Here is a 26,255-nt window from a genome sequence, read left to right on the forward strand (position 1 = left end):
TGACGGGGCGAGACCGGTACCACTGGGTCAGGTCAGGTCAGGGCAGAGCAGGGCAGGTCGGGCCAGGTCAGGGCTTGGCGCGGCGGATGTCGATGTTGCCGTACCGGGTGCGGGCGCGGACCTTGACGGTGTCCTCGTCCTGCTCCGGGGTCTCGGAAGCGGTGAGGGTGTTGCGCACCTGGCCGGAGCCGGAGTTGACGTCGAGCCAGGCGGCGGTGCCCTCGCGCACACCGACCTCGATGGCCCCGTAGCTCGTCTCCAGCTGGACCGTGCCGCGGGCGACTTCGGCGACGCGCAGGGTGCCGTGGGCGGTGGTGGCGGTGACCGAGTCCTCGGCACGCCGGATGTCGATGTCGCCGTTGGCACCGCTCACCCGCAGCTCGCCGGTCGCGGCGCCGACGGTCGTGGTGCCGTGCGAGTTCTTCAGGACGGCGGAGCCGTCGACGAGGCCGACGCGCAGGCTGCCGGAGCTGGTGGTGATCTCGGCGTTGCCCTCGACCCGGTCCACGGTGATCGAGCCGTGCGAGGCGGTCAGCTGGAGCGGCCCGGTCGTGTCGAAGCGGACGTCACCGGACGAGGTCTTCACACGGACCTCGCCGAGCCGGCCCTCGCCGAGCACCTGGGCCCAGGCGCCGGTCACCTCGATGCGCGAGCCCGTGGGCAGTTCGACCGTCACGTCGACGGTGCCGGTCCGCCCGAGGAGATAGCGCTGCTTCGGCGTCCTGACGGTCAGGGTGCCGCTGCCGTACGTGACCGAGGTCTGCTCGGCCGCCCGTACGTCCTGGTCCTTCTTCGGGTCACGCGGCCGGGCCTCGACGACGGTGTCGGGGCGGTCGCCCGCGGTGAACTGGATGGAGCCGGCCTCCACGTGCGCGGTGACCGAGATCGGTTCGGGAGTGTCGAAAGAAGGCATAACTGTCCCGTCCTCTTGGGTCTTCAACACGTTCCCGCTGGTGGGACGTGGTGTGGGTGAAGTGGTGCGGGCGTGGGTGCGGTCAGCGCACCCAGCCCGTGAAGTTCTGCCCGATGGTCTGGGTCTTCTCCGTCGTACGCGGCCGGGGGCCGCCGTCGACCGCGGCGGACACGGCGCGCACCAGCCAGGCGTTGACCGACAGGCCCTCGCGGTTCGCGGCCTCCTCGGCGCGGGCCTTGAGGTGGGCCGGCAGACGCAGATTGACGCGGGCGGTGCCGCCCTCGTCACCTTCGGCCGGGGCCGCAGGCATGAGCGGTTCGGCGGGCGCGGCGGGCTCCGAGGGGGCGCCGCCGGTGGGCGGCAGCGTCACCACGAAGTCGGGGTCGAGCCCGCGCAGCCGTACGTCGACCGAGCCGGGGGCGAGTTCACGGGTGATCTCGTCCATGGCTGCGGAGAGCACGTTGAGCATGGTCAGCCGTGTCGCCGACTCCAGGGGAGCGGTGAGCCTCTCGGCCAGCTCGCGCGCTTCGTCGCCGCCGGCCTCGGCGGCCACCGCGAGTTCGCGGCGGAGGGTGTCGACATACGGGGTGAGGTCCATGACGCCATAATGGCACCATCGTGGCTCCATGTGCAAGCGTTGTGGTGACATCTCGGGGTCGAGATGAGGTTTGGTGGCTCTGACCTGCGAAAATGTGCTGGTGGTGGTTCGTGTGATCGTGATGTCCGGCGCGCGCGGGTGCTCTCCGGGGCAGGGAATGGCGCCATGTGGTGCCAAGTGGCACCGGATGGCGCCGAGTGGCACTGAATGGCTCAGGTCTGTGCCGCCCGATGACGCGCGAGGAGACACCCCGGCCCGCTGCGCTCGCCCCGGCCCGGGGTGTAGGTGACGATGACCTGGACACTCGCTCCCCGCCACACCGATTCGGCGAGCAGGACAGGAAGCAATCAGAGATGACCGGAGAGCGGGAGTCCCACGCGGCACGCACCTGGCTGCTGGAGGGGCTGAGCGAGCAGTCGGCCCGGCACCCGGGACCGCACGGCACCCCGCCGGCCGAGCACAAGGGCCACACGTGGTGGCGCGTGATGTGCCTGACCGGCGTCGACTACTTCTCCACCCTCGGCTACCAGCCGGGCATCGCCGCGCTCGCCGCAGGGCTGCTCTCCCCGCTGGCCACCCTGGTACTGATCGCGCTGACCCTCGGCGGCGCGCTGCCCGTATACCGGCGCGTCGCCAAGGAGAGCCCGCACGGTGAGGGCTCGATCGCCATGCTCGAGCGGCTGCTCCCCTGGTGGGCAGGGAAGATCTTCGTCCTGGTGCTGCTCGGATTCGCGGCCACCGACTTCATCATCACCATCACCCTGTCGGCCGCAGACGCCTCCGCGCACGTGGTCGAGAACCCCTTCGCCCCGCACTGGACGGAGGGCGGCAACGTCTGGATCACCCTCGTCCTGGTCGGGGGCCTCGGCGCGGTCTTCCTCAAGGGCTTCCGGGAGGCGATCGGCATCGCCGTGGTCCTCGTCGGCATCTACCTCACGCTCAACCTCGTCGTCCTCGCGACGTCCGCGTGGCAGATCCTGTCGAAGCCCGTCGTGATCGGGAACTGGTGGGACGCGATGACCGCCGCGCACTCCTCGCCCCTGGCCATGATCGGGGTGGCGCTGCTGGTCTTCCCCAAGCTCGCCCTCGGCATGTCCGGATTCGAGACCGGCGTGGCCGTCATGCCCCAGATCCGCGGCGCCTCCTCTGACACGTACGAGAAGCCGGCGGGGCGGATCCGTGACACCCGCAGGCTCCTGACCACCGCCGCGCTGATCATGAGCTGCTTCCTGCTGCTCTCCAGTCTGGCCACCACCATCCTGATCCCCGAGGAAGACTTCAAGGCCGGCGGCCCGGCCAATGGACGGGCCCTGGCCTATCTGGCGCACGAGCACCTGGGTGAGGCCTTCGGGACGGTGTACGACGTGTCGACGATCGCGATCCTGTGGTTCGCCGGGGCCTCCGCGCTGGCCGGGCTCCTCAACCTCGTACCGCGCTATCTGCCCCGCTACGGCATGGCGCCGGAGTGGACCCGCGCGGTGCGGCCCCTGGTGCTCGTCTTCATGGCGATCGCGGTCGGCATCACCCTCTGGTTCGACGCGAACGTCGACGCGCAGAGCGGCGCGTACGCCACCGGCGTGCTGGTCCTGATGCTCTCGGCCTCCTTCGCCTCCGCCATCGCGGCCCGTGCCAGGGGCCACCGCGGAGCGGCCGCCGGCTTCGGCGTCATCGTGGTGGTCTTCGCGTACACGCTGGTCACCAACGTCATCGAGCGCCCGGACGGCATCAAGATCGCCGCACTCTTCATCACCGGCATCCTGCTCACCTCGTTCGCGTCGCGGATCCACCGCGCGTTCGAACTCCGCGCCGCGACGGTGACGTTCGACGAGGCGGCGCTGCGCATCATCGACGAGGCGGCCGCGTCGGGTCCGCTGCGGATCATCGCCCATGAACCGCGGGAGCACAGCACGGCCGAGTACCGGGCCAAGGAGTACAGCCAGCGCGAGCAGACCCATATCCCGGACGGCCGGCCCGTCCTGTTCCTCGAGGTGTTCATCCAGAACTCCTCCGACTTCACGGCCGACCTGCATGTGCACGGCGACGAGAAGCACGGCGCCCGGAGGCTGCGCGTGGAGGGCGCCGTCGTACCCAACACCATCGCCGCCGTACTGATGGAACTGCGCGAGCGGACCGGGCAGATCCCGCACGGCTACTTCAACTGGACCGAGGGCAACCCCGTCGGCCACTTGCTGCGCTTCCTCGTCTTCGGCGACGGGGAGGTCGCACCGGTGACGCGTGAGGTGCTGCGCCGCGCCGAACCGGACATGGCGAGGCGGCCGCGTATCCACGTCGGCTGACCCGCGCGGGGCCGCTCCCCGGCACCGTGCTGAAGGTGTCGCTGGGAGGGGCCGCTGTCAATCGTGCGTCAAGGGTCGGGCTTCCGTGATCAAGAGTCCGCCAAGGGACACGTCAGGCGCGGCAGGAGCGGGCATAGCGTCGCTGGTACGCCCCGGATCGTGAGTGGTCCGGGGCACCGACCCGCCCTCACGAGGAGTGCCATGAACGACATTCAGCGCGCCGAGGATCCCGACCCCCTTCAACCGAACCGGGCCGGAGCATTGTTCGTTCCGGTCCGGCCAGGGCCCGCAGGCTACTGCGCCCGCCTCTTCCGTACGCCTCTCGGCGTCCGCACCGCGGTCGCGTTCACCGACGAGCGGCACCTGACGCACACCCTCGGGCAGCGGCAGGCCTGGATCCGGCTCTCCGAGCCGGCGGTGCGCGCGCTCGTCGCACCACTGGGAGTCGTCGACCTCACCGTCGACCCGCTGCCGGCCGCCCCCGGACCCGGTGCCAAACGCGCTGCCGGGCCCGTCAGCCGTACGTCCCGTGAGCCGCGGCGCAATCACCGGCCGGCCCGGGATCCGCGCACGGCTGACGTACTTCGCGCGGGCGGCACTCAGCCGCTGTCTCCCGCACCGACCACATGACCGGCCGGGGGAACACCATGAACACCGCACTGACCGCACTGCCGGTCCCGGCAACGGCGCCGGACCTGCCGCCCGCGGTCCCCGTACCGTTGGGCAACGCCGCAGGCCTGTCCGTCTGGCCCGCCTCCGCACGGGTCGCCTCCCACGGCGATGTCGCGGTGGGAGGCGTCTCCCTCGCCGAGGCCGCCGAGCGTTTCGGGACCCCGGTATACCTCCTCGACGAGGGCGAGGTGCGAGAACGCTGCCGCACCTATCTGCGGGCCTTCCCGGACACCGATGTCGTCTACGCGGCGAAGGCGTTCCTCTGCCGCGCGCTCCTGCACTGGGTGCGGGAGGAGGGCCTCGGCCTGGACGTCTGCTCCGCCGGTGAGCTGGAGTTCGCCGTCATCAACGGCTTCCCTGCCGAGCGCATCGTGCTCCACGGCAACGCCAAGAGCCCGGACGACCTGAGCACCGCGCTGCGCCTCGGCGTCGGACGGATCGTCATCGACAGTGCCTGGGAGATCGCCCGGCTGTCCGCGCTCGTGCCGGACGGCGCACGGCAGAAGGTGCTGGTACGCGTGGTCCCCGGCGTCAGCGCGGGCGGCCACGCCGCGATCCGCACCGGCACCGACGACCAGAAGTTCGGGCTCTCCCTCACCGACGGGAGCGCCCGGCACGCCATCGCCCGGATCCTGGACCAACCACACCTGGAACTGGTCGGACTGCACTGCCACATCGGCTCGCAGATCACCACGGTCAAGCCCTACCTGACCGCGCTGCGGCGCATGGTGGGGCTGCTGGCCCGGATCCACCGGCAGCACACGGTGACGCTGCCCGAACTGGACATGGGAGGCGGACACGCGGTCGCCTGCCGGCCGGGGGAGGAACCGCTCGACATCCCCTCCCTCGGCGACCGGATCCGCCGCGAACTGGCCACGAGCTGCACCGCTGCCGGCATCCCCGTGCCCCGGCTCACCATCGAGCCGGGCCGCGCCCTGGTGGGACCCGCGGGCGTGGCGCTCTACCGGGTGCTCGCCGTCAAGAGGACCGGCGACCGCGTCTTCGTGGCCGTGGACGGCGGCATGAGCGACAACCCGCGGCCCGCGCTGTACGGCGCCCGTTACGCGCCCCGGCTCATCGGCCGCCGCTCGACGGCCGCTCCGTGCACGGCGACCGTCGTCGGCCGGCACTGCGAGGCGGGCGACGTACTGGCCGCCGACGCGGCGCTGCCGGGCGACATCCACCCGGGCGACCTCGTGGCCATTCCGGTCGCGGGCGCCTACCACCTGTCCATGGCGTCCAGTTACAACGCGGTCGGCCGCCCGCCCGTGGTCGCCGTCCACGAAGGCCGCGCCCGGCTGTTGATACGCCGCGAATCCCTCGCCGACATCAACGGCCGCGACATCGGACTGTGAACGTCCGGAACCGCGCCGGCCGGCTCTCCCCGCCGGCCCTCTCCCCGCAGGCCCTGCCTCCCCGCCGGCCTTCTCCCGCAGACATCGAAGGAGCCGTCATGCCCCGGCATTTCCTGGGCCCGCAGCGCGTCCCGTGGTGAGTGCCACGTGACCACTGAGAACATCATCGGCCTCATCGTCGCCATCAGCCTCGTCGGGTACCTGGTGCTGTCCATCAAGTATCCGGACCGGTTCTGACACCGGAGCCGCGCAACGGCGGGCCCGCACAGCACTGTCGTCACTGCGCGGGGCGGCCCCTTGAAGGGGCCGCCCCGCACTCGAATCAGGTGGTGCCGCACAGGGTCCGCGCGCGTGGCCACCGCGGGCTGCGGACCGCGGGCGGCTCGGCCGGTGTGTCCAGGACCGGGACCGCGGGCGGCAGACGACCGCGGTCGTCCCGTGGATACCGGCGTGTTCCCGGCGCTGCGCGCCGAACTCTTCCCGCGTTCCTTACGCGGGCGCCGGCGCGGCGTCGCAGACACCCCTCAGCGCGAGGATCCGCCCCTTCGCCTCCGGCAGGTTCCAGTCTCTGAAGCCATCCGGTCCGGAGGGGGGAAAGCCGTGAGGGGCCGCGTCGGCGGCCCCTCACTTCTCGAAGCGGTATCCCATGCCCGGGGCGGTGATGAAGTGACGGGGGTGCGCGGGGTCCGGTTCGAGCTTCCGCCTCAACTGGGCCATGTACACCCGGAGATAGTTGCTGTGCTCCCGGTGGGCGGGCCCCCACACCTCGTCCAGCAACTGGCGCCGGCTGACGAGCCGGCCGGTGTTGCGGATCAGGATCTCCAGCAACTGCCATTCGGTCGGCGTCAGCCGGACGGTGCGCCCGTCGCGTCTGGCCTCCTTCGTGACCAGGTCGAGGACGAACCCTTCGGTGACGACGGTTCCCTCGCCACTCGCACGGGACGCGGAGCCCGTACGCCGGGTCGCGACCCGCAGCCGGGCGAGGAGTTCGTCCATGCTGAACGGTTTGGTGATGTAGTCGTCGGCGCCGGCGTCGAGTGCTCTGACCTTCTCGCCGGACGCGGTCCGCGCGGAGACCACCAGGATCGGTGCCCGGGACCATCGCCGCAGCCCCCGCATCACCTCGATGCCGTCCATGTCCGGCAGACCGAGGTCCAGGAGCACGGCATCGGGCGGGTGCGCCGCGGCGAGCCGCAGCGCCGTGTTCCCGTCGGCCGCCGCGTCCACCTCGTACTTGCGGGCGTGCAGATTGATCGCGATGGCCCGGACGAGCTGCGGTTCGTCCTCCACCACCAGTACCCGGGTCATCGGCGTTCCGCCTTTCCTGTCGTGCGTGAGCTGTCGCGGCCGGCGACGGGAGCGGGAACCGGGGGACCGGGGCTGGTGTCAGCAGCCCCGGTCCCCTCCCCTTGCTGTAACCCGGTCACTGCTCCACGAGCTCCTTGAGCGCGATGTTGAGCTGGAGGACGTTGACGCGGGGTTCACCGACGAAGCCGAGGATGCGGCCGTCGGTGTGCTGCTCGACGAGCTTCTCGACCTGCGCGGTGTCCAGGTGGTTGCGTGCGGCGACGCGGTTGACCTGTAGTTGCGCGTAGGCGGGGGAGATGTCGGGGTCGAGTCCGGAGCCTGAGGAGGTGACGGCGTCGGCCGGGACCTGGGAGGGACGGACGGGGTGGCCGGGGACGGAGTTGTCCTTGACCACGGCTGCCTTGGCGGCGGTGACCCAGTCGATGAGTTCCTTGTTGTCGCCGGAGCGGTTGGTCGCGCCGGAGAGGATCAGGGAGTACTGGGTGTTGACGCTGTTGGTGCCCAGGCCGTTGGAGGGGCGGGGCTGGAACCACTTGAGATCGGGGGCCGGGGTGTCCTGGCCTTTCTTGAGGGGGAGGTCGTAGCGCTGGCCGATGAGTTCGGAGCCGACGACCTTGCCGTTCGCGCTGACCTCGGAGCCGTTGGCGCGGCCGGGCATGAGGCCCTGGGCGATGCCGGTGACGGCGAGGGGGTAGATGACGCCGCAGAGCAGGGTGAGGACGAGCAGGGCGCGCAGTCCTGCCCAGAGCAGCCGGGCGGAGTTTCCTACGGAGTTGTTCATGGCAGGTCAGCCGATTCCGGGGATGAGGGAGATGATCAGGTCGATGATCTTGATGCCGATGAACGGGGCGATCAGGCCGCCGAGCCCGTAGACCCCGAGGTTGCGCCGGAGCATGGAGTCGGCGCCGCTGGGGCGGTACCGGACGCCCTTGAGGGCGAGCGGCACCAGCGCGATGATGATCAGCGCGTTGAAGATGACGGCGGACAGGATCGCCGACCGGGGCGAGGACAGGTCCATGACGTTGAGCTTGTCCAGGCCGGGGTAGACCACGGCGAACATCGCGGGGATGATCGCGAAGTACTTCGCGACGTCGTTGGCGATGGAGAACGTCGTCAGTGCGCCTCGGGTGATCAGGAGCTGTTTGCCGATCTCGACGATCTCGATCAGCTTGGTCGGGTTGGAGTCCAGGTCCACCATGTTCCCGGCCTCCTTGGCGGCCGAGGTTCCGGTGTTCATGGCCACACCGACATCGGCCTGGGCGAGTGCGGGGGCGTCGTTGGTGCCGTCGCCGGTCATCGCGACGAGTTTGCCGCCGGCCTGTTCCCGCTTGATGAGGGCCATCTTGTCCTCGGGAGTGGCCTCGGCGAGGAAGTCGTCGACACCCGCCTCCTCGGCGATGGCCTTCGCGGTCAGCGGGTTGTCGCCGGTGATCATGACCGTACGGATGCCCATCCGGCGCAGTTCGTCGAACCGCTCGCGCATGCCCTCCTTGACCACGTCCTTGAGGTGGATGACCCCCAGGACCCGGGGCCCCCGCTCGTCGTGGACGGCCACCAGCAGCGGTGTGCCGCCGGCTTCGGAGATCGCGTCGGCCAGCCGGCCCGCGTCATCGGAGACCGCGCCTCCCTGGTCACGGACCCAGGCGAGGACCGAGCCCGACGCACCCTTACGGATCCGGCGAGCGGTGCCGTTCTCGGTGAGGTCGACACCCGACATGCGGGTCTGGGCGGTGAAGGCGACCCACTCGGCGCCGGACAGTTCGCCCTGGTGACGCTCGCGCAACCCGTACTTCTCCTTGGCGAGGACGACGATCGAACGCCCCTCGGGGGTCTCGTCGGCCAGTGAGGAGAGCTGGGCGGCGTCCGCCAGTCCGGCCTCGGTCGTGCCCTTGACCGGGAGGAACTCGGCGGCCTGGCGGTTGCCGAGGGTGATGGTGCCGGTCTTGTCGAGCAGCAGCGTCGAGACGTCACCGGCGGCCTCGACGGCCCGCCCGGACATGGCCAGGACGTTGCGCTGCACGAGCCGGTCCATGCCGGCGATGCCGATCGCGGAGAGCAGGGCGCCGATGGTGGTCGGGATCAGACAGACCAGCAGCGCGGCCAGCACGATCATGGACTGCTCGCTGCCGGCGTAGATCGCGAAGGGCTGGAGGGTGACGACGGCCAGCAGGAACACGATGGTGAGGGACGCCAGCAGGATGTTGAGGGCGATCTCGTTGGGTGTCTTCTGCCGGGCGGCGCCCTCGACCAGGGCGATCATCCGGTCGATGAACGTCTCACCGGGCTTGGTGGTGATCTTGACGACGATCCGGTCGGACAGGACCTTCGTCCCCCCGGTCACCGCGCTCCGGTCGCCGCCGGACTCCCGGATGACGGGGGCGGACTCGCCGGTGATCGCGGACTCGTCGACGCTCGCGACGCCTTCGACGACGTCTCCGTCGCCGGGGATGATGTCGCCGGCCTCGCAGACGACGAGATCGCCGATGCGCAGCTCGGCGCCGGGGACCCGCTCCTCGTTCGTGCCGATGATCCGACGGGCGACGGTGTCCGTCTTGGCCCTGCGCAGCGTGTCGGCCTGGGCCTTGCCACGGCCCTCGGCGACGGCCTCCGCCAGGTTGGCGAAGATCGTGGTCAGCCACAGCCAGGCGGCGATGGCCCAGCCGAACCAGTCCGTCGGGTCCATCGCGGCCAGCACGGTGGTGAGTACCGAACCGATCAGCACCACGAACATGACCGGGGACTTGACCATGATCCGGGGGTCGAGCTTGCGTACCGCGTCGGGGAAGGACCTGAGCAGTTGCTTCGGGTCGAACAGGCCGGCGCCGACGCGTCCTTCGTCCTGATGGCCTGTGGGCGCGTCCTGGTGCGGTGCCCGGGAGGGGGTGTCGGTGGACATCGAGTCCTCTTGCTTCAGACGGATGGTCATGACGCCAGCCCTTCGGCCAGCGGCCCCAGCGCGAGGGCCGGGAAGTAGGTCAGACCGGTGATGATCAGGATCGTGCCGACCAGCAGACCGCTGAAGAGCGGTTTGTGGGTGCCCAGCGTGCCCGCCGTCGCCGGTACGGGCTTCTGCTCGGCCAGCGAGCCGGCCAGGGCCAGGACGAACACCATGGGCAGGAACCGGCCAAGGAGCATCGCGAGCCCGATCGTGGTGTTGAACCACTGGGTGTCCGCGTTCAGCCCCGCGAACGCCGAACCGTTGTTGTTGGCGCCGGAGGTGTAGGCGTACAGAATCTCCGAGAAGCCGTGCGCCCCCGTATTCGTCATCGAATTCCCGGGAGTCGGCAGAGCCATGGCGACCGCCGTGAAGCAGAGCACCAGAGCCGGCGTGATGAGGATGTAGCAGGCGGCGAGTTTGATCTCGCGGGTGCCGATCTTCTTCCCCAGGTATTCCGGCGTACGGCCGACCATCAGACCCGCGATGAACACCGCGATGATCGCCATGATCAGCATTCCGTAAAGACCCGAACCGGTACCACCGGGAGCGATCTCACCCAATTGCATGCCGAGCATCGTGATACCGCCGCCGAAGCCCGTGTACGAGGAATGGAACGAGTTCACCGCACCCGTGGAGGTGAGCGTGGTGGCCACCGCGAAGATGGACGAGCCGCCGACGCCGAACCTGGTCTCCTTGCCCTCCATCGCCCCGCCGGCGATATCGAAAGCGGGACCGTGGTGGGAGAACTCGGTCCACATCATCAGCGCGGTGAATCCGAGCCAGATGACACCCATCGTCGCGAGGATCGCGTATCCCTGTTTAAGGGAGCCGACCATGCGGCCGAACGTACGCGTCAGGGCGAACGGGATGACGAGGATCAGGAAGATCTCGAAGAGGTTGGAGAGCCCGTTCGGGTTCTCGAAGGGGTGGGACGAATTGGCGTTGAAGTAGCCGCCGCCGTTCGTACCCAGCTCCTTGATGACCTCCTGCGAGGCGACCGCGCCGCCGTTCCACTGCTGCGAGCCGCCCATGAACTGCCCGACGGAGTGAATGCCGGAGAAGTTCTGGATCGCCCCGCAGGCGACCAGTACCAGGGCGCCGATCACGGAGATCGGAATCAGGATCCGCACGGTGCCACGCACCAGGTCGGACCAGAAGTTGCCCAGCTCACCGGTACGGGACCGGGCGAAGCCGCGTACGAGCGCCACCGCGACGGCGATACCGACAGCCGCCGAGACGAAGTTCTGCACCGCCAGTCCACCGGTCTGCACGACGTGGCCCATGGCCTGCTCGCCGTAGTACGACTGCCAGTTGGTGTTCGCGACGAACGACGCCGCCGTGTTGAACGCCTGATCCGGGTCGATCGACGAGAAACCGAGCGAACCGGGCAGAGAACCCTGAATCCGCTGCAACACATAAAGGAAGAGAACGCTCACGGCGGAGAACGCGAGGACACCACGCAGATAGGCGGTCCAGCGCATCTCGGTGTTCGGGTCGGCGCCGATGGCCTTGTATATCCACTTCTCCACCCGCAGATGCTTCGGAGAGGAATAGACGCCGGCCATGTAGTCGCCGAGGGGGCGGTATGCCAGACCCAGCGCCACAACGAGCGCGAGCAGCTGGAGCACACCAGCGAGGACGGGGCTCATATCGGGCTCAGAACCTCTCCGGGTAAAGAAGGGCGAGGACGAGGTAGCCCAGCAGGGCAACGGCCACAACGAGGCCGACGATGTTCTCGGCGGTCATAGCTTGGCCACCCCCCTGGCAATGAGAGCCACCAGCGCGAAGACCGCGATCGTGGTGACGACGAAGGCCACGTCGGCCATCGTGTGCTCCTAGGTGAGATTCGGACACTCGGACACCTTGAGCAAAGCCCCAGAACGAGCACTTCTGTCTTCCGTTGACAGGTCCCTTACGGGCATGGGTACGTCTTTGACGAGACCCTTACGCGATCCGGTCCCACCTGCGGAAAGCCGCCTGTCAATGCTGGGCAGCGGGCAGCGGGCAGCGGGCAGCGGGCAGCGGGCAGGGTGGTAGGGGCGCAGGGGGCAAGGGGCTCGGGGCGTCTAGAGACCAGGGGAGCAGGAGGTCAGGAGGCAGGGCGCCAACGGGTACGCGGCCGCGGACGGGTCAGCCGCGGCCCTTGGCGTCGATCGTCGCCAGGGTGGTGCCCGTCAGATTGGCCAGGGTCACCGCGACCAGCCGCGCCTGCAACGGGGCCGGCGCCGCGCCGGCGGCCGGCAGGAGCATGAACCTGCCGTAGTAGTGGCCGTTGCCGCTCGCGCGCAGTTCGATCTCCTCCTGCGGCCATCCGCGGCGGGCGATGTCCCACGTCCGCCGTCCGCTGACCACGTCGCCGTTCTGCTCCAGCCGCGGCGGGCGCCCCAGCAGCGTTCCGTACTCGAACCGGCAGCCACGCAGTCCGAGCAGCCGCACCAGTTCGTCACGGACGTGTTCGACCACCGCGTCGGGCGACGTGCTGGACCGTGCCAGCTGCGCGGTCTCACGGATGGTGGCCAGATGGTCGGCGTCCGTGATGGCGATCACCTGGAGTCGTCGGGCGCGGACCGCCAGCTGCGAGACGATCAGACCGACCACCAGCAGGAGGACCGCTGTCTGGATGTCGTCGCTGTCGTCGATGGCGAAGCGCTGATAGGGCGCGACGAGGAAGAAGTCGAACCAGACGGCGGACGACAGGGCGGCCAGCAGACCCGCCGCCCGGTTTCCGGCCGCGGCGATCGCCACGACGACCACGACGAGGATCAGGGCGCCGTTGGTGCTGGTCAGGTGCGTGCGAAACGGCACCAGGATCCCTGCGACGGCGAGCGGACAGACCAGCGCCGCGGCCAGAGCGGCCTTGTCCCGCAGCGGAATACCGGACATGAATGCCTCCTGAGCTCTGTCTTCCACCTTGCTCCGTCACCGCCGGAAGCGGTAGCCGAGACCGGGTTCGGTGATCAAATGCCGCGGATGCGCGGGGTCGGCTTCCAGCTTCCGCCGCAGCGTGGCCATGTACACCCGCAGATAGTGCGAGTTCTTGCGGGGAGCGTCGCCCCAGACCTCGATGAGGAGCGACTGCCCCGTCACCAGCCGCCCGGGGGCGCGCAGCAGTGCGCGCAGGACCCGCCACTCGGTCGGTGTCAGGTGCACCCTGTCCGCCGTCACCGGCGCGGGAGGCGCATCGTGCCTGCGGGTGACGGTGTGCTCGGCGAGGTCGACGGCGTACGGTCCCAGAGCCACCGGTCCGGGGCTTTCCAGCGGGTGGGGCCTGCGCAGGACGGCGCGGAGCCGGGCGGCGAGCTCGTCGACCGCGAAGGGTTTGGTGACGTAGTCGTCCGCGCCCGCGTCCAGAGCCTCGATACGGTCATCGATTCCGGTCCTCCCCGACACGACGATGACGGGCACCGAGCTCCACGCCCGCAGGGACCGGATGACGTCGAGGCCGTCCAGGTCGGGCAGGGCCAGGTCCAGGAGCACGACGTCCGGCGGGCGCCGTGCGGCGAGGTGCAGAGCCGTTCCGGCGTTCGGCGCAGTGGACACCGCGTAGTCACGGGCCCGCAGCGCGGTGCTCAGGACATCGAGCATGCGGGGCTCGTTGTCGACCACCAGCACGTGCTTCACGAGACCTCCTGCGCGGCGGCGGGGAGCGACAGGATCATGGTCAGGCCGCCACCAGGGGTGTCCTCCGGCGTGAGCGTGCCGCCCATGGCTTCGGCCAGGCCCCGCGCGAGAGCGAGGCCGAGCCCGACCCCGGTCGTGTTGTCCGTGTCGCCCAGTCGCTGAAAGGGCACGAACGCCCGGTCACGCTCGGCGGCCGGCAGGCCGGGGCCGCGGTCGATGACGCGGAACTCGACCTGGTCGGCCAGAGCGCTCGCGGTGATCACGACCGGTCTGCCCGGCGGGGCGTACCGGACGGCGTTCCCGACGACATTGGCGATGATGCGTTCGAGCAGGGGCGGGTCCGCCACGACGGGCGGCACACCGTCGGGGACGCGGACCGCCACACCGGCCGGGTCGCAGGGCAGCGAGTCCAGAGCGGCCGCGAGCACCTCCTCGAGCGTGGTGGGCCGCAGGCGGAGAGTGAGAGCTCCCGCCTGGAGCCGGCTCATGTCGAGGAGGTTGTCGACCAGCCGGTTCAGCCGGATCATGGACTCCTCGGCGGTCGACAGCAGCTCGGCCCGGTCCTCGTCGCTGAAGTCGACCTCGGTGCTGCGCAACGAGCTGATGGCGGCCCAGCCCGCGGCCAGCGGGGTGCGCAGATCGTGGCTGACGGCGGCGAGCAGCGCCGTACGCATCCGGTCGGCGGCCCGCACGGGCTCGACCTCGGCGGCGGCCTCGACAAGACGAGCGCGCTCCAGGGCCGCGGCCACATGCGCGGCGAACGCCGTCAGGACACGCAGCTCGGATGCGGGCAGGGTACGGCCCCGAAGGACCAGGAGAGTGTCCGGGCCGACCGGTACGTTGGTGGCGTCGTCGTCCGTCGCCGGACGGTCGAGCAGTTCCACGGAGACCATCGAGAAGGTCTCCCGCGTGCGTTCGAGCAGGACGGGGACCGTCCGGTCCCCACGCACGATCGATCCCGCCAGCGACGACAGCGTCTCCGCCTCGGCGGTGGCCCGGGCCGCGCGGCGCGACAGCCGCAGCGACCGGTCGACGATCGCGGCCACGGTGGCGGCGACGATCGCGAACACCACAAGCGCGAGGATGTTATCGGGCCCGGAGATCGTGAACTCACCGATCGGCGGTATGAACCAGTAGTTGAGCAGCAACGACGCCGTCACCGACGCGACGAGCGCGGACACGACCCCGCCGAGGCAGGCCACCCCGACCACCACGACGAGGAACAGCAGGGCCTCACTCGTCAGGTTGAGGCTGCCCCGGCTGCCGGCCAGCAGGAAGGTCAGAACCACCGGAAGAACCAGCCCCGACACCGGTCCCGCGACGAGCCGTACGGCCGGCAGGGTGCGCCGCCGCGAGGGCAGGAGTCTGCCTCCGCCGAAGCGTTCGTGGGTGACCATGTGCACGTCGATGTCCTGCGACAGTTCGACGATCGTCTCACCGATACCGCGACCGGTCAGGAACCGCTCCAGCCGTCGGCGTCTGCTGGTGCCGACCACCAGTTGCGTGGCGTTCTCGGCATGCGCGAACTCGATGAGCGCGGTGGCCACTTCGTCGCCCACGACGGAGTGGTAGCTGCCGCCGAGACTCTCGACGAGCGCCCGCTGGCGAGCCAGCGAAGCCGACGAGGCACCGCCGCTCAGCCCGTTGCTGCGGACGATGTGCACGGCCAGCAGGTCACCACCGGCGCTGCGCCCGGCGATCCGGGCCGCACGCCGGATGAGCGTCTCACCCTCCGCGCCTCCGGTCAGTGCCACGACGACTCGTTCGCGCGTCTCCCAGACACGGTCTATGCCCTGTTCCGAGCGGTACTTCTGCAGCGCCTCGTCGACCCGCCCCGCCAGCCACAGCAGGGCCAGCTCCCGCAGTGCGGTGAGGTTTCCCGGCCGGAACCAGTGGGACAGCGCGGCGTCGATCCTCTCGGCCTCGTAGATGTTCCCGTGCGCCATCCGTCGGCGCAGCGCCTCGGCCGGCATGTCGACGAGTTCGATCTGATCGGCGCGGCGCACCACGTCGTCGGGGACGGTCTCCCGCTGCGGTACACCGGTGATCCCCTCGACGACATCGCTGAGCGACTCCAGGTGCTGAATGCTGACCGTGGTGACGACGTCGATGCCGGCGGCCAGAAGCTGCTCGACGTCCTGCCAGCGCGCGGCATACCGGGCGCCCGGCGGATTGGAGTGAGCGAGCTCGTCGATGAGCGCCACCCGGGGGCGCCTTCGCAGCACGGCTGCGCGGTCCAACTCGACGCGCTCACCGCCTCGATGGGAGCTCGCGGCGCGGGGGAGGACCTCCAGACCGCTGAGCCGCTCCTCGGTGAGAGGGCGCCCGTGACATTCCACGAGGGCCGCCACGACATCGGTGCCCCGCTGCGCCCTGCTGTGTCCCTCGTCGAGCATCCGATACGTCTTGCCGACGCCGGGGGCCGCTCCGAGGAAGACCTTGAGCCTTCCCCGTCCCACTTCCGTTTCCGTCACCACGGGCGCCTCCTCGCGCCGCACACGCGCCCGGGAGCGGGGCGGTCCTGCGCGGCCGCGGCGACGGGTGCTCCTGATCAGCATCGGCGGCGGACGACGGCCGAGGGGCCGGGCCCGGCGACCTTGACGCGACCCTGATCCGGGAGGCCCGGTCGTGGCCTGCGCCGTCTGCCGTGCGGGGCCTCGGAACCGGCCGAGACCGTAAGCGCTTTGGGCCGGGCTACTCGGACGGCCGCAGCATCACGGCGAGCGCCCAGAAGGTCCCGGCGGCGCTGAGCGTGTCGGCCGCCTGCGGCAGGCCGTCGGCGAGCATCACGAGGCTCGCGAGGAAGGCCAGGCTGCCGAGCGCCGCACAGCCGACGCGGGACGGCGTCTGCGCGTTCCGCACGACGCTTCGGTACACGCCGGCCCGGCGAGCGCGGCGCAGCCGGCGTACCTCGCGACGGGCGACCCGCATCTCCACGTCGCGGAGGCCGAGTTCGTGCTTCGCCTCGATCAGGAGGGTGTCGGCATCGACGGTCGCTCCCGTCCCTCGCCACGCCTCGACGGGAGGTTGAAAAACGCTGAGCGATGCTCGCTGCCTGGTGGTGCGTGATCGGTCCATGGCTCTTGTTCCGCCGGCCGGGGCAGATGTGGTCTCATCCGGACGGGATCAGCCGATGTCCGGATCACCGGTCTCTTCGAGGAGGCGAGCCGCCGGGTTCTCGGTGGCGACATCGAGGTCCTGGCTGGGCCGGTTCACGAGGTGGTGCGCCCGCACGGCATACCCGCCGGTGAGGACCAGGGGATACGGGGAGCCGAGCGCGATCACATCCGCAAGGAGCCGCTTGCGCAGCTCTGGCATGTCGGTCACGCGGCTGCCCTGGCGCGGGCGGCGAGCTCGGGGATCGCGTCCTCCCATACGACGCGCACGGTGCGACCGACGAGTGTGCGCAGCACAGGCCACAGATCGAGAAGCAGGTCCTGGTTGAGGTAGCGGGACAGGTCGTCGCGGAGGCCCTCGTGCAGACCAGTGCGGTACAGGCCCATGCGCTGGCGCGGCTTGCCCATGTCGTACGAAGTCATCCCGGACCAGGCCACGTGCAGCGGTAGCTCCACGACACCCTGGGCCGGACCCTGCAACTCATCCAGTGACTCCGGTAGACGCCGCCGGAATTTCTCCCGGTACAGGGCCAGGTCCTCGATGTCCGCGCCGGAGAGGTTGTGGGTGTGGAGACGGAATGCTGGCGGGCTGGACGGCATGACTCCATTATGGCGGCCGGAAAGTCGTGCGGGCCGTGTGCGCGCCGACGCCTGGGGTGAGCAGCGCGGACGCGTGCTGGATGAGTTGGTGGTGGCGGCGTCTTCTGCCCTGAGCCAGTCCGGGTTCCCGCACGCGGGGCGGTGGGCTGAGAAGCGCTCCTGAGCTTGCCCCTTTCCCGGTTTCCCGCGGGAGATATCGATCTTTCCTTCAGCCCCGAGGCCAGGTCGGGGAAGTCCCTGAGCCTCCCCTGAAAACGTGCCCGTGACCTGTCGCCGTTGCTGTCCGGATGCCAGCCTCGGCGGACAGACCTCCAGTCGTCGAGCGCAGAGCAGATGAGGTATCCGGATGAGGGATATGACGCGCCGGTCGGTGCTCGCCGCGGCGGGGACGGCGGGACTTCTGTTCACCACCGAGGGGATGGCGCAGGCGGAAGGCCGCGTTCGCCGCGCCGCTTCGGCGGCCGGGGCCAGGACGACGACGGTGGGGCCCCGGAAGGACCGGGTGCAGCTCACCCTGCCGAAGCCGACCGGTCCGTGGCGGATCGGAACCACGTCGCTGCATCTGATCGACCGTTCGCGTCGGGACCCATGGGTTCTACCCTCTTCGCCACGCGAACTGATGGTCAGCCTCTGGTATCCGGCGGCGAACACCCACGGCTTGCGGCGCGCCCCCTGGCTCCCGCCGGCGGCGACGGAGACCTACCGACACGAGACCGGCCGAGACCTCCGGACGTCACTGGCCAACGTCGACTTCCCGGTGACCCGTGCCTGGCAGGACGCCCCCGTGGAGGCACGCCGCCACGGTCATCCCGTGGTTCTCTTCTCCCCGGGCCTCAGCACGATGCGCGCCATGGGCACCGCGCTGGTCGAGGACCTTGCCGCCCACGGGTACCTGGTGGTCACCATCGACCACACCCACGAAGCCTCGATCGTCGAGTTCCCCGGCGGCAGACTGGAGCTGGGCCGGAATCCGGACAAGAAGGCTGCCTTGCGGGTCCGGCAGGACGACACCCGGTTCGTGCTGAACGAACTGGAACTCCTCAACGCCGGGAGGAACCCCGACGCCGAGGGCCGCCGGTTGCCCCACGGTCTGCGGGGCGCCCTCGATCTGTCCAGAACCGGCATGTTCGGCCATTCGATCGGCGGCGACACGGCCGCCGGGACGATGGCGCAGGACCGCCGCATCCTCGCCGGCGCCGACCTGGACGGCAGCATCAACGGGTCCGTCGCGGACACCGGACTCGACCGCCCGTTCCTGCTGATGAGCAATTCCACCCACGGACGGCACAACGACCCGTCCTGGGCGAGATTCTGGTCGCACCTGCGGGGCTGGCGCCTCGAACTGCGGCTGCGCGACTCCGCGCACCAGACCTACACGGACATGTCCCCGCTGGCACAACAACTGGAAAGGGCGCTCCCGTTGCCGCCGCAGGTGGTCGCCGCCCTCACGGACTCCATCGGCACGATCGACGCCGACCGGGCCGTCGCCGCCCAACGCGCCTATCTCCGTGCGTTCTTCGACCTTCACCTGCGCCGAAGGGGCGACCACCTGCTGTCCGGGCCGTCCCCGCGCTACCCCGACATCGAGTTCGTGCGCTGAAGGGGGTGGCGGCTCCCAGGGCCGTACGCGGCACCCAGTGGTCAAGCACCGCGTGTACGGCCGCGGCGGACAACCGGAGGCGTACTGCCACCGGCCGATGCCCGATGCGATCCACTACCTCGTGGACCAGCCCGCGCGCCGAACGGCGCGGTGCCCTCCCCTTCACGGCATCCGTGCAGCCGAGGCCGACCTTGTCGACGCACTGCCCGGAGTCCTTGTCCCGGACCTCAGCGAGTTGCGGGTCTGTGGGCGGCCTGGCTCCTGACGGCTTGGTCGCGGATCGGCTGGGTGCAAGCCCGGCTGCTGCTGGGATGCGGCGCGGGGCATGTGGCCGGATATCGCCCTGGTCTGGGGTGCCGCGGGAGCGCCGTGGGCCGGTGCCGCCTGGGCGGGGAGATCCGCGGTGTGCCGGCATGAGGTCCCGAAGACTTCGGTGATCAATCTCGTGTTCAATAGTTTGTCAATATGAGTGCGTATTTTCACCGATCATGAACGCATTTGATCACGACATTGTCGGGCTCTCGCGCCGCGGAGTCATCGTCGGCGCTGTCGCCGCCGCGCTCGCCGCGACCGGCGGAGTCGCAAGCCCAAGCCCTGCTCTGGCGAGCGGATCGAGCCATGCCGGGGAGGGCGGCGTCGGTCCCTCCGTTTTGGGAGGGTCGCATTCCCTCGACTTCACCGTCCCGCAATACCGGACGACCGTCCCTGGAGAGTCCATCGAGGTGGACCGGGTGGACCGTCCCGTGGCACCCGGGATCGTTCTCAGCACCTTCAACACCTTCGGCCACAGCGGTTGGACCCGCGTGCACGTGCTCAACGCCGACCTCGGCGACTCATCGGTCGGCGTGGACCTTGTCGCCGACAAGGTGAGCGAACCACGGACGGTCTCCCAGGCGGCCGGCACGCAGCACTCCGTCGCCGCGGTCAACGGCGACTTCTTCGAGATGGCCGTGACCAACGCGGCCATCGGGCCGGAGGTCCAGAACGGCCGGCTGCGCAAGGGAACGAACCAGCATTCCACCGTCGCCACGATCGGCGCCGACCGCGTGGCCCGACTCGCCGACTTCCTGATCAGCGGCACGGTCACCCTCAGCGGCAGGAACCGGCCGCTGGCCGCGCTCAACTCCGCCGCCGTACCCGCCGACGGCATAACCGTGTTCACCCCGCTGTGGGGTTCCGCGAAGCGCACGCTCATCCAGAGCTCCGGCCCCTACACCGAACTCGTCGTCGCCGACGGCAAGGTGACCACGGTCAACGGCCGGCTGACCGACACGGACGTACCGGACAACGGACTGGTCGTCCTCGGTCGCGGCGCCGCCGCCGCCCAGCTCGCCACCGCCCGGCCCGGTGACCCCGTCGCCGTGGCGTTCGAGCCCAAGACCGACAGCTCGTCGGCGCCGCACATGGCGCTCGGCAGCAACGCGGTGCTGGTCCGCAACGGCAAGGCGATCAGCTTTCCCCCCAACGACAGCGACAACGCGCTCAAGCCGCGCACGGTCATCGGCTGGCTGGACGGCGGACGCCGTCTTCTCCTTGTCGCGATCGACGGATCGGCCAACTTCTCGCCCGGCCTGGGCTTCAACGACACGGCCGAGCTCATGGTGCGCCTCGGTGCCACCGAGGCGGTCATGCTCGACGGCGGCGGTTCCACCGACATGGTCGCCCGACGGCCGGGCGACGGCGAGGTGAGCGTCGTCAACACCCCATCGGACGGCAACGAGCGGCTCGTGGCCAACGGCGTCGGCCTGTTCGGCGCCAAGGGGTCCGGCACCCTGCGGGGCCTGGACGTGCGCCCCAAGGCCGACCGCGTGGTCCCCGGGCTCACCGTGGATGTCACGGTCGCCGGCTACGACGAGACGTGGTCGCCCGTGGCGGTCGACAGGCACCCGGTCACCTGGACGGCCCACCCGGGCTCGCTGGGCAAGGCGGGCGACGGCGTCTTCCTCGCCAAGAAGCCGGGTCTGGGCACCCTGCGAGCCCGCTCCGGGTCCGCCCAGGGCGAGAGCGAATTGCGCGTCGTCGGCGAGCTGTACCGGTTGGCCTTCACCCAGCGGGCGGTCACCATCGATTCCGGCGCGACAGCGAGTGTCGGCCTCACCGGGTACGACGCCGACGGGTTCGACGCCCCGGTCTCGGCACGCGACGCGACCCTCGACTACGACAAGACCGTGGTCAGCGTCACGGCCCAGTCCGACGGCAGCCTCACCATCACCGGCAGGGCAGACGCCAAGGGCAAGGCCGCGACCGTCACGGCCACGGTGGGGACGGTGTCGGCGAGACTTCCCGTGACCGTGGGTCTGACCGCCGTCTCTCTGGCCGAGTTCGAACCGGGCGAGACCTGGACCGCGCTCTCCTCCAACGGCACCGCGTCCGTCGAAATGGCCCCAGCCGCGGACCGCCCCGGCGCGGCCGCGGACAACCACGCCCTGCGGCTCACCTACGACTTCACCGGCAAGTCCGGCACCTCCGCGGCATACGCGGTCGCCTCCACCCCGATCACGCTGCCCACCGGGACCAAGAAGCTCGCGCTGTGGGTCAACGGCGACGGCCGGCAGCACTGGCTGCGCGCCATGCTGCGCTCGCAGGGCACCACCAACGTGCCGTTCACCTTGACCACCACCGTGGACTGGACGGGCTGGCGCCAGGTCGTCGGCGACATGCCCGCCGGCTTCTCGGATCCCATCACCCTGCTGCGTCTCTACATCGCGGAGACGTCGCAGACCAACAAGAACTCCGGCCGGCTGGAGTTCGACGCGCTCGCCGCCGAGGTCGGTCAGCAGCCCGACATCGCCGAGGCACCGCAGCCGGATCCCTATGTGATCGAGCAAGGTGGGGTTCCGCGCGGCCGGTGGACGTTCGCGGTCCTGTCCGATCTGCATGTCAGTGCGGCCGCGGGGCTCGACTCCTTCTCGGCCCGGCAGGCGGCGAAGGCGCTGGGCCAGGTCGTGGCGAGCAAGCCCGACTTCGTCCTCATCAACGGCGACTTCGTCGACAACAACAATCCCGCTGACTTCGACCTCGCCAAGAAGCTGCTGAGCGATCACGTCCCCAGCGGCCTGCCGGTCTACTGGAGCCCGGGCAACCACGAGGCCGGCTTGTCGGCCACCGGAGGGCTCGACACCTTCCTGACCGCGACCGGCCGCCCGAACAAGCAGGTCTTCGACCACAAGGGAACCCGCTTCATCCTGCTGGACTCCCACACGGGCGACATGCGCACGTCCGACTGGGCCCAGGTCCCGCTGCTGAAGTCCGAGTTGGACAAGGCGACGAAGGACCGGTCGGTCACCAGCGTGGTGGTCTCCTTCCACCACCCGCTGCACGACCCGTCCGGGGCCGGAGCCTCGCAGCTCGCCGACCAACTGGAGGCCGGCCTCTTCAAGAAATGGCTCGCGGACTTCCGGGAGACCGCTGGAAAGCCGATCGCCCTGTTCACCGGCCACGCCCACACCGCGTCGGTCACCCGCGCGGACGGCGTGCTCGACGTCACCACTCCGGCCGTGGGCAAGACGCCGTACAGCTCGCCCGACCAGGGCGGGTTCTTCGGCTGGATGAACGTCGGCGTCGACCCGCGCCCCGCCCGGATCAAGGCCGGACAGCCCAGCCCCGAGACCCGTGACTGGCTCCGGGCCGAAACCCGGCCGCTGATCGACGGGATCACCCTGACGGCCCCCGCCCAGGTCAGGGTGGGCTCCACCGTGTCAGTCTCCGCGACAGGCGCCACCAGCGAGTTCGGCCTCACCTTCCCGTTGCGATACCCGGCCAGCGTCACCTGGGGCGGCGGGCCCGGACTCGTGGTCGCCGGCTCCGCGTCCCAGATACAGAAGGCCAAGCGAAGCCCCCACACGCAGGCCGTGCTTGATCTGACGTCCGCCCGCCTGATCGCCGTACGTTCCGGGACGGTCACCATCACCGTGACCTCGGGCGGCCTGACCGACTCCGCGACTGTCCGGCTGACCGCCTGACCCCTGCCGCCAACGTGCCGACGGCAGGCACGAGCGTGCCGAGGATCCCCTCGGCACGCTCCTGCCTGGACGAACAGCCGCGGACGGTCGTTCCCGTCGGCGATCCCGTCCCGGATCTCGAACCCGGCCACGTGGCGCCCGCGGTGCGGGCGACCGGCCACCCTCGCCGCCCGACCGCCTTCAGGCTGCGAGGGCTGCGACGGCCGCGAAGGCGGCGGTGGCGCCTTGAGACCCCGAACCCACTGCAGCCCCAGCCGTCATCTCCGGGAGCCTCATCCGGACGCCCGGCGGGGGCCCCTGTCGGCCCCTCGCCCAACCAAGCCAAGCCGCGCCCGTGAACGTCACTGCGACGACCGCTTGGCAGTGGCGTGCTTGCGACGACTCACATGAAGACAGCGGTGTCCGGAAGCCGCCGCTCCTGGTTCGAAGTCCCGGGGAAGTCCCGGGGAAGTCCCGCAGTGTCCGTCACACCCCCGCCCACCTCATACCTGTGCAGGTCAGAAGGGGTGTGACGATGCCTCTTCTACAGGATTTCAGATGTCGCGGAAGATCTCGATCTGCGCACCCACCGAGTTCAGCCGCTCCGCGAGCTCCTCGTAACCGCGGTTGATCACATACACGTTGCGCAGTACGGAGGTGCCCTCGGCCGCCATCATCGCGAGCAGCACCACCACCGCCGGCCGCAGTGCGGGCGGGCACATCATCTCGGCCGCGCGCCACCGGGTCGGGCCCTCGACCAGGACCCGGTGCGGGTCCAGGAGCTGGAGGCGGCCGCCGAGGCGGTTGAGGTCGGTGAGGTAGATGGCGCGGTTGTCGTAGACCCAGTCGTGGATGAGGGTCTGGCCGTGGGCCGAGGCGGCGATGGCCGCGAAGAACGGCACGTTGTCGATGTTCAGGCCCGGGAACGGCATCGGGTGGATCTTGTCGATCGGCGCCTCCAGTTTGGAGGGCCGCACCGTCAGGTCGATCAGCCGGGTGCGCCCGTTGTCGGCCGCGTACTCCGCCGTGCGGTCGCAGTCGACGCCCATCTCCTCCAGGACCGCGAGCTCGATCTCCAGGAACTCGATCGGTACCCGGCGGATCGTCAGCTCCGACTCCGTGACGACGGCGGCGGCGAGCAGGCTCATCGCCTCGACCGGGTCCTCGGAGGGGGAGTAGTCGACGTCCACGTCGATGGTCGGCACGCCGTGCACCGTCAGCGTCGTCGTTCCGACGCCGTCCACCCGTACGCCCAGGGCCTCCAGGAAGAAGCAGAGGTCCTGGACCATGTAGTTGGAGGACGCGTTGCGGATGACGGTGGTGCCGTCGTGCCGGGCGGCGGCCAGCAGCGCGTTCTCGGTCACGGTGTCGCCGCGCTCGGTCAGCACGATGGGGCGGCCGGGGGTGACGGAGTGGTCGACCTGGGCGTGGTAGATGCCCTCGGTCGCGGCGATCTCCAGACCGAAGCGGCGCAGCGCGATCATGTGCGGCTCGATGGTCCGCGTGCCGAGGTCGCAGCCACCCGCGTACGGCAGCTTGAACCGGTCCATCCGGTGCAGCAGCGGACCGAGGAACATGATGATCGACCGGGTGCGGCGGGCGGCGTCCGCGTCGATGGCGTCCATGTCGAGCCGGGCCGGCGGGACGATCTCCAGATCGGTGCCGTCATTGATCCACCGGGCGCGGACACCGATGGAGTTCAGCACCTCGAGGAGACGGTAGACCTCCTCGATCCGGGCCACCCGGCGCAGCACCGTACGGCCCTTGTTGAGGAGGGAGGCGCAGAGCAGTGCCACGCACGCGTTCTTGCTGGTCTTGACATCGATGGCCCCGGAGAGCCGGCGTCCGCCGACCACCCGCAGGTGCATCGGACCGGCGTAGCCGAGCGAGACGATTTCGCTGTCGAGTGCTTCACCGATGCGGGCAATCATCTCAAGGCTGATGTTTTGGTTGCCGCGCTCGATGCGGTTCACGGCGCTCTGGCTGGTGGCGAGCGCCTCGGCGAGCTGACTCTGTGTCCAGCCCCGGTGCTGACGGGCGTCACGGATGAGCTTGCCGATACGTACGAGGTAGTCATCTGACATACCGAAAGGCTATCTCAGATATGAGATGGGACCTGTGTGGGGGTGCGCTGTTCGGGTGAGGGTCACGTGCGGAGAGCGAGCAGGTGCGCCGCCCGGAACCGCTGCCCGGAATCAAGGGTCCCGCCTCCGCGTCCGTTCGGCACGTGGTGTGCGGCCGTCGGCGTCACGGGCCCCGCCCGCCTCCCGTGCCGGCGAAGGGAAATCGCCTCGCCAGGGCGCGAGGTGCCTCGTAGGGTCCGCGTACATGAAGGTGCTCTCCGTCAATATCGGCCGTCCTCGCACCAACCCCTGGAAGGGGCTGCACGCGACAGGAATCGACAAGCGTCCCGTCGACGGCCCGGTCGCGGTGACCGCCCCCGGTCCCAAGGGCACCGGCGCGGTGGGTCTCGCCGGTGACCGGGTCTACGACGTGAAGCATCACGGCGGGACCGACCAGGCTGTCTACGCCTATGCCCGCGAGGACCTCGACGGCTGGGAGGGCGAACTGGGCAGGCCGCTCGCGGGAGGTGCCTTCGGGGAGAACCTCACGACCCTGGGGCTGGACGTCAACGGCGCCCTGATCGGCGAGCGCTGGCGGATCGGGCCGGACGTCGTTCTGGAGGTCTCGTGCGCGAGGATTCCCTGCGGGACGTTCCAGGGCTGGCTGGAGCGCGACGGCTGGATCAGGCGCTTCACGCAGGCCGCACGGCCGGGGGCGTATCTGCGCGTGATCGAACCCGGCGACATCCGCGCCGGCGACCCGGTCGAGATCGTGTACCGGCCCGATCATGACGTGACCGTCGCGCTCCAGTTCAGGGCCATGACCCTGAACCCCGAACTGCTGCCGCGCCTGCTGGCCGCCGACGTGCTGCCGGAGGAGACCAAGGAGGCCGTCCGGCGGCGGACCACGTAGGGATGGACACGGCAGTCCCGACCCGCCCGGGGCCGGACAGGCCGGGCGGGAATTCCCCCGCGGTGCCCGGCCCGGGCGGCGCAGTGGGGTGGTGCGGGGCGGCGCGGGGCGCCCGGACATGACCCTTCCCCGGCGATGTACTAGAGTTATCTCGACATCGAGATATATGCCGGAGGCGCACAGCGGGCCGCCGCGCGGTAAGGGTTACCTAACTAAGCCTTACTTTAGCGGACGGCCGGGTGGTCGAAGGCGGCACCACGCGGCGCCCGCCGTAGTGAGGCGCGGCGCGGAGTTACGCGCACATTGATGAAGGAGACTGT

The 26,255-nt window shown here is 70.0% G+C and carries 21 protein-coding genes; 7 read left to right on the forward strand and 14 right to left on the reverse strand.

Translation table 11 applies throughout. The features are described from left to right. Positions 1–67 precede the first annotated feature (67 nt). Both OG782_RS29510 and OG782_RS29515 read right to left on the reverse strand, forming a co-directional pair. Positions 68–913, reverse strand: a complete 846-nt coding sequence (locus OG782_RS29510) for a DUF4097 family beta strand repeat-containing protein (RefSeq protein ID WP_406456073.1) — start codon at positions 911–913, stop codon at positions 68–70. A gap of 82 nt (positions 914–995) precedes the next feature. Beyond that, complete coding sequence (locus OG782_RS29515; protein WP_406456075.1) at positions 996–1,511, reverse strand: toxin-antitoxin system HicB family antitoxin; 516 nt, start codon at positions 1,509–1,511, stop codon at positions 996–998. A 353-nt stretch (positions 1,512–1,864) separates the two neighbouring features. On the opposite strand from OG782_RS29515, the gene OG782_RS29520 reads away from it, so the two are divergent. The 4 genes from OG782_RS29520 to kdpF (OG782_RS29535) all read left to right on the forward strand — a co-directional run bounded on the left by OG782_RS29520 (position 1,865) and on the right by kdpF (OG782_RS29535) (position 6,072). Beyond that, complete coding sequence (locus OG782_RS29520; protein WP_406456077.1) at positions 1,865–3,808, forward strand: amino acid transporter; 1,944 nt, start codon at positions 1,865–1,867, stop codon at positions 3,806–3,808. 201 nt (positions 3,809–4,009) lie between these two features. Beyond that, the gene (locus OG782_RS29525) at positions 4,010–4,438 is read left to right on the forward strand and encodes an SAV_915 family protein (RefSeq protein ID WP_406456079.1); all 429 of its coding nucleotides are present in this window, start codon (positions 4,010–4,012) and stop codon (positions 4,436–4,438) included. 17 nt (positions 4,439–4,455) lie between these two features. Then, the gene (lysA, locus tag OG782_RS29530) at positions 4,456–5,835 is read left to right on the forward strand and encodes a diaminopimelate decarboxylase (RefSeq protein ID WP_406456081.1); all 1,380 of its coding nucleotides are present in this window, start codon (positions 4,456–4,458) and stop codon (positions 5,833–5,835) included. Positions 5,836–5,982: 147 nt separating this feature from the next. Continuing rightward, a complete protein-coding gene (kdpF, locus tag OG782_RS29535; protein ID WP_406456083.1) occupies positions 5,983–6,072 on the forward strand; it encodes a K(+)-transporting ATPase subunit F in 90 nt (29 codons plus the stop codon). 387 nt (positions 6,073–6,459) lie between these two features. Here the strand turns inward: kdpF (OG782_RS29535) and OG782_RS29540 are convergent, their stop codons facing one another. From OG782_RS29540 to OG782_RS29590, 11 genes are all read right to left on the reverse strand, one after another. After that, positions 6,460–7,143, reverse strand: coding sequence for a response regulator (locus OG782_RS29540; RefSeq protein WP_406456085.1), 684 nt, complete (start codon positions 7,141–7,143; stop codon positions 6,460–6,462). 115 nt (positions 7,144–7,258) lie between these two features. After that, entirely contained in the window at positions 7,259–7,924 is a 666-nt protein-coding gene (locus tag OG782_RS29545) for a potassium-transporting ATPase subunit C (protein ID WP_406456087.1), read from the reverse strand. Between the two features lie 6 nt (positions 7,925–7,930). After that, on the reverse strand, positions 7,931–10,039 hold the full coding sequence (gene kdpB, locus OG782_RS29550) for a potassium-transporting ATPase subunit KdpB (RefSeq protein ID WP_406459338.1): 2,109 nt from the start codon (positions 10,037–10,039) through the stop codon (positions 7,931–7,933). A gap of 26 nt (positions 10,040–10,065) precedes the next feature. Then, the gene (gene kdpA, locus OG782_RS29555) at positions 10,066–11,730 is read right to left on the reverse strand and encodes a potassium-transporting ATPase subunit KdpA (RefSeq protein WP_406456089.1); all 1,665 of its coding nucleotides are present in this window, start codon (positions 11,728–11,730) and stop codon (positions 10,066–10,068) included. A gap of 7 nt (positions 11,731–11,737) precedes the next feature. Then, on the reverse strand, positions 11,738–11,827 hold the full coding sequence (kdpF, locus tag OG782_RS29560; RefSeq protein WP_078075662.1) for a K(+)-transporting ATPase subunit F: 90 nt from the start codon (positions 11,825–11,827) through the stop codon (positions 11,738–11,740). A gap of 384 nt (positions 11,828–12,211) precedes the next feature. After that, on the reverse strand, positions 12,212–12,964 hold the full coding sequence (locus OG782_RS29565) for a DUF4118 domain-containing protein (protein WP_406456092.1): 753 nt from the start codon (positions 12,962–12,964) through the stop codon (positions 12,212–12,214). 36 nt (positions 12,965–13,000) lie between these two features. Then, on the reverse strand, positions 13,001–13,702 hold the full coding sequence (locus tag OG782_RS29570; protein WP_406456094.1) for a response regulator: 702 nt from the start codon (positions 13,700–13,702) through the stop codon (positions 13,001–13,003). Further along, positions 13,699–16,179, reverse strand: coding sequence for an ATP-binding protein (locus tag OG782_RS29575; RefSeq protein ID WP_406456096.1), 2,481 nt, complete (start codon positions 16,177–16,179; stop codon positions 13,699–13,701). The genes OG782_RS29570 and OG782_RS29575 overlap by 4 nt, the downstream gene beginning before the upstream one ends. Positions 16,180–16,396: 217 nt before the next feature. Then, positions 16,397–16,780, reverse strand: a complete 384-nt coding sequence (locus OG782_RS29580) for a hypothetical protein (protein ID WP_406456098.1) — start codon at positions 16,778–16,780, stop codon at positions 16,397–16,399. A 48-nt stretch (positions 16,781–16,828) separates the two neighbouring features. Next, complete coding sequence (locus OG782_RS29585) at positions 16,829–17,029, reverse strand: hypothetical protein (RefSeq protein ID WP_406459479.1); 201 nt, start codon at positions 17,027–17,029, stop codon at positions 16,829–16,831. Continuing rightward, positions 17,026–17,418 carry a hypothetical protein gene (locus OG782_RS29590; protein ID WP_406456100.1) on the reverse strand — a complete coding sequence of 131 codons (393 nt, stop codon included), beginning with the start codon at positions 17,416–17,418 and terminating at the stop codon, positions 17,026–17,028. Before OG782_RS29590 ends, OG782_RS29585 begins: the two co-directional genes overlap by 4 nt. Before the next feature lie 346 nt (positions 17,419–17,764). Here OG782_RS29590 and OG782_RS29595 point away from each other — a divergent pair, with 346 nt between their 5' ends. Beyond that, positions 17,765–19,018, forward strand: a complete 1,254-nt coding sequence (locus OG782_RS29595; protein WP_406456102.1) for an alpha/beta hydrolase family protein — start codon at positions 17,765–17,767, stop codon at positions 19,016–19,018. Between the two features lie 488 nt (positions 19,019–19,506). Then, positions 19,507–22,980 carry a phosphodiester glycosidase family protein gene (locus OG782_RS29600; protein ID WP_406456104.1) on the forward strand — a complete coding sequence of 1,158 codons (3,474 nt, stop codon included), beginning with the start codon at positions 19,507–19,509 and terminating at the stop codon, positions 22,978–22,980. A gap of 533 nt (positions 22,981–23,513) precedes the next feature. Here OG782_RS29600 and OG782_RS29605 read toward each other — a convergent pair. After that, the gene (locus OG782_RS29605) at positions 23,514–25,043 is read right to left on the reverse strand and encodes a helix-turn-helix domain-containing protein (RefSeq protein ID WP_406456106.1); all 1,530 of its coding nucleotides are present in this window, start codon (positions 25,041–25,043) and stop codon (positions 23,514–23,516) included. Positions 25,044–25,287: 244 nt separating this feature from the next. Between OG782_RS29605 and OG782_RS29610 the strand changes: the two genes are divergently transcribed. Next, positions 25,288–25,935: an MOSC domain-containing protein gene (locus OG782_RS29610; protein WP_406456108.1), complete on the forward strand. Its 648-nt coding sequence runs from the start codon at positions 25,288–25,290 to the stop codon at positions 25,933–25,935. Positions 25,936–26,255 lie beyond the last annotated feature (320 nt).

Source organism: Streptomyces sp. NBC_00876, assembly GCF_045207435.1.
Lineage (GTDB): Bacteria > Actinomycetota > Actinomycetes > Streptomycetales > Streptomycetaceae > Streptomyces.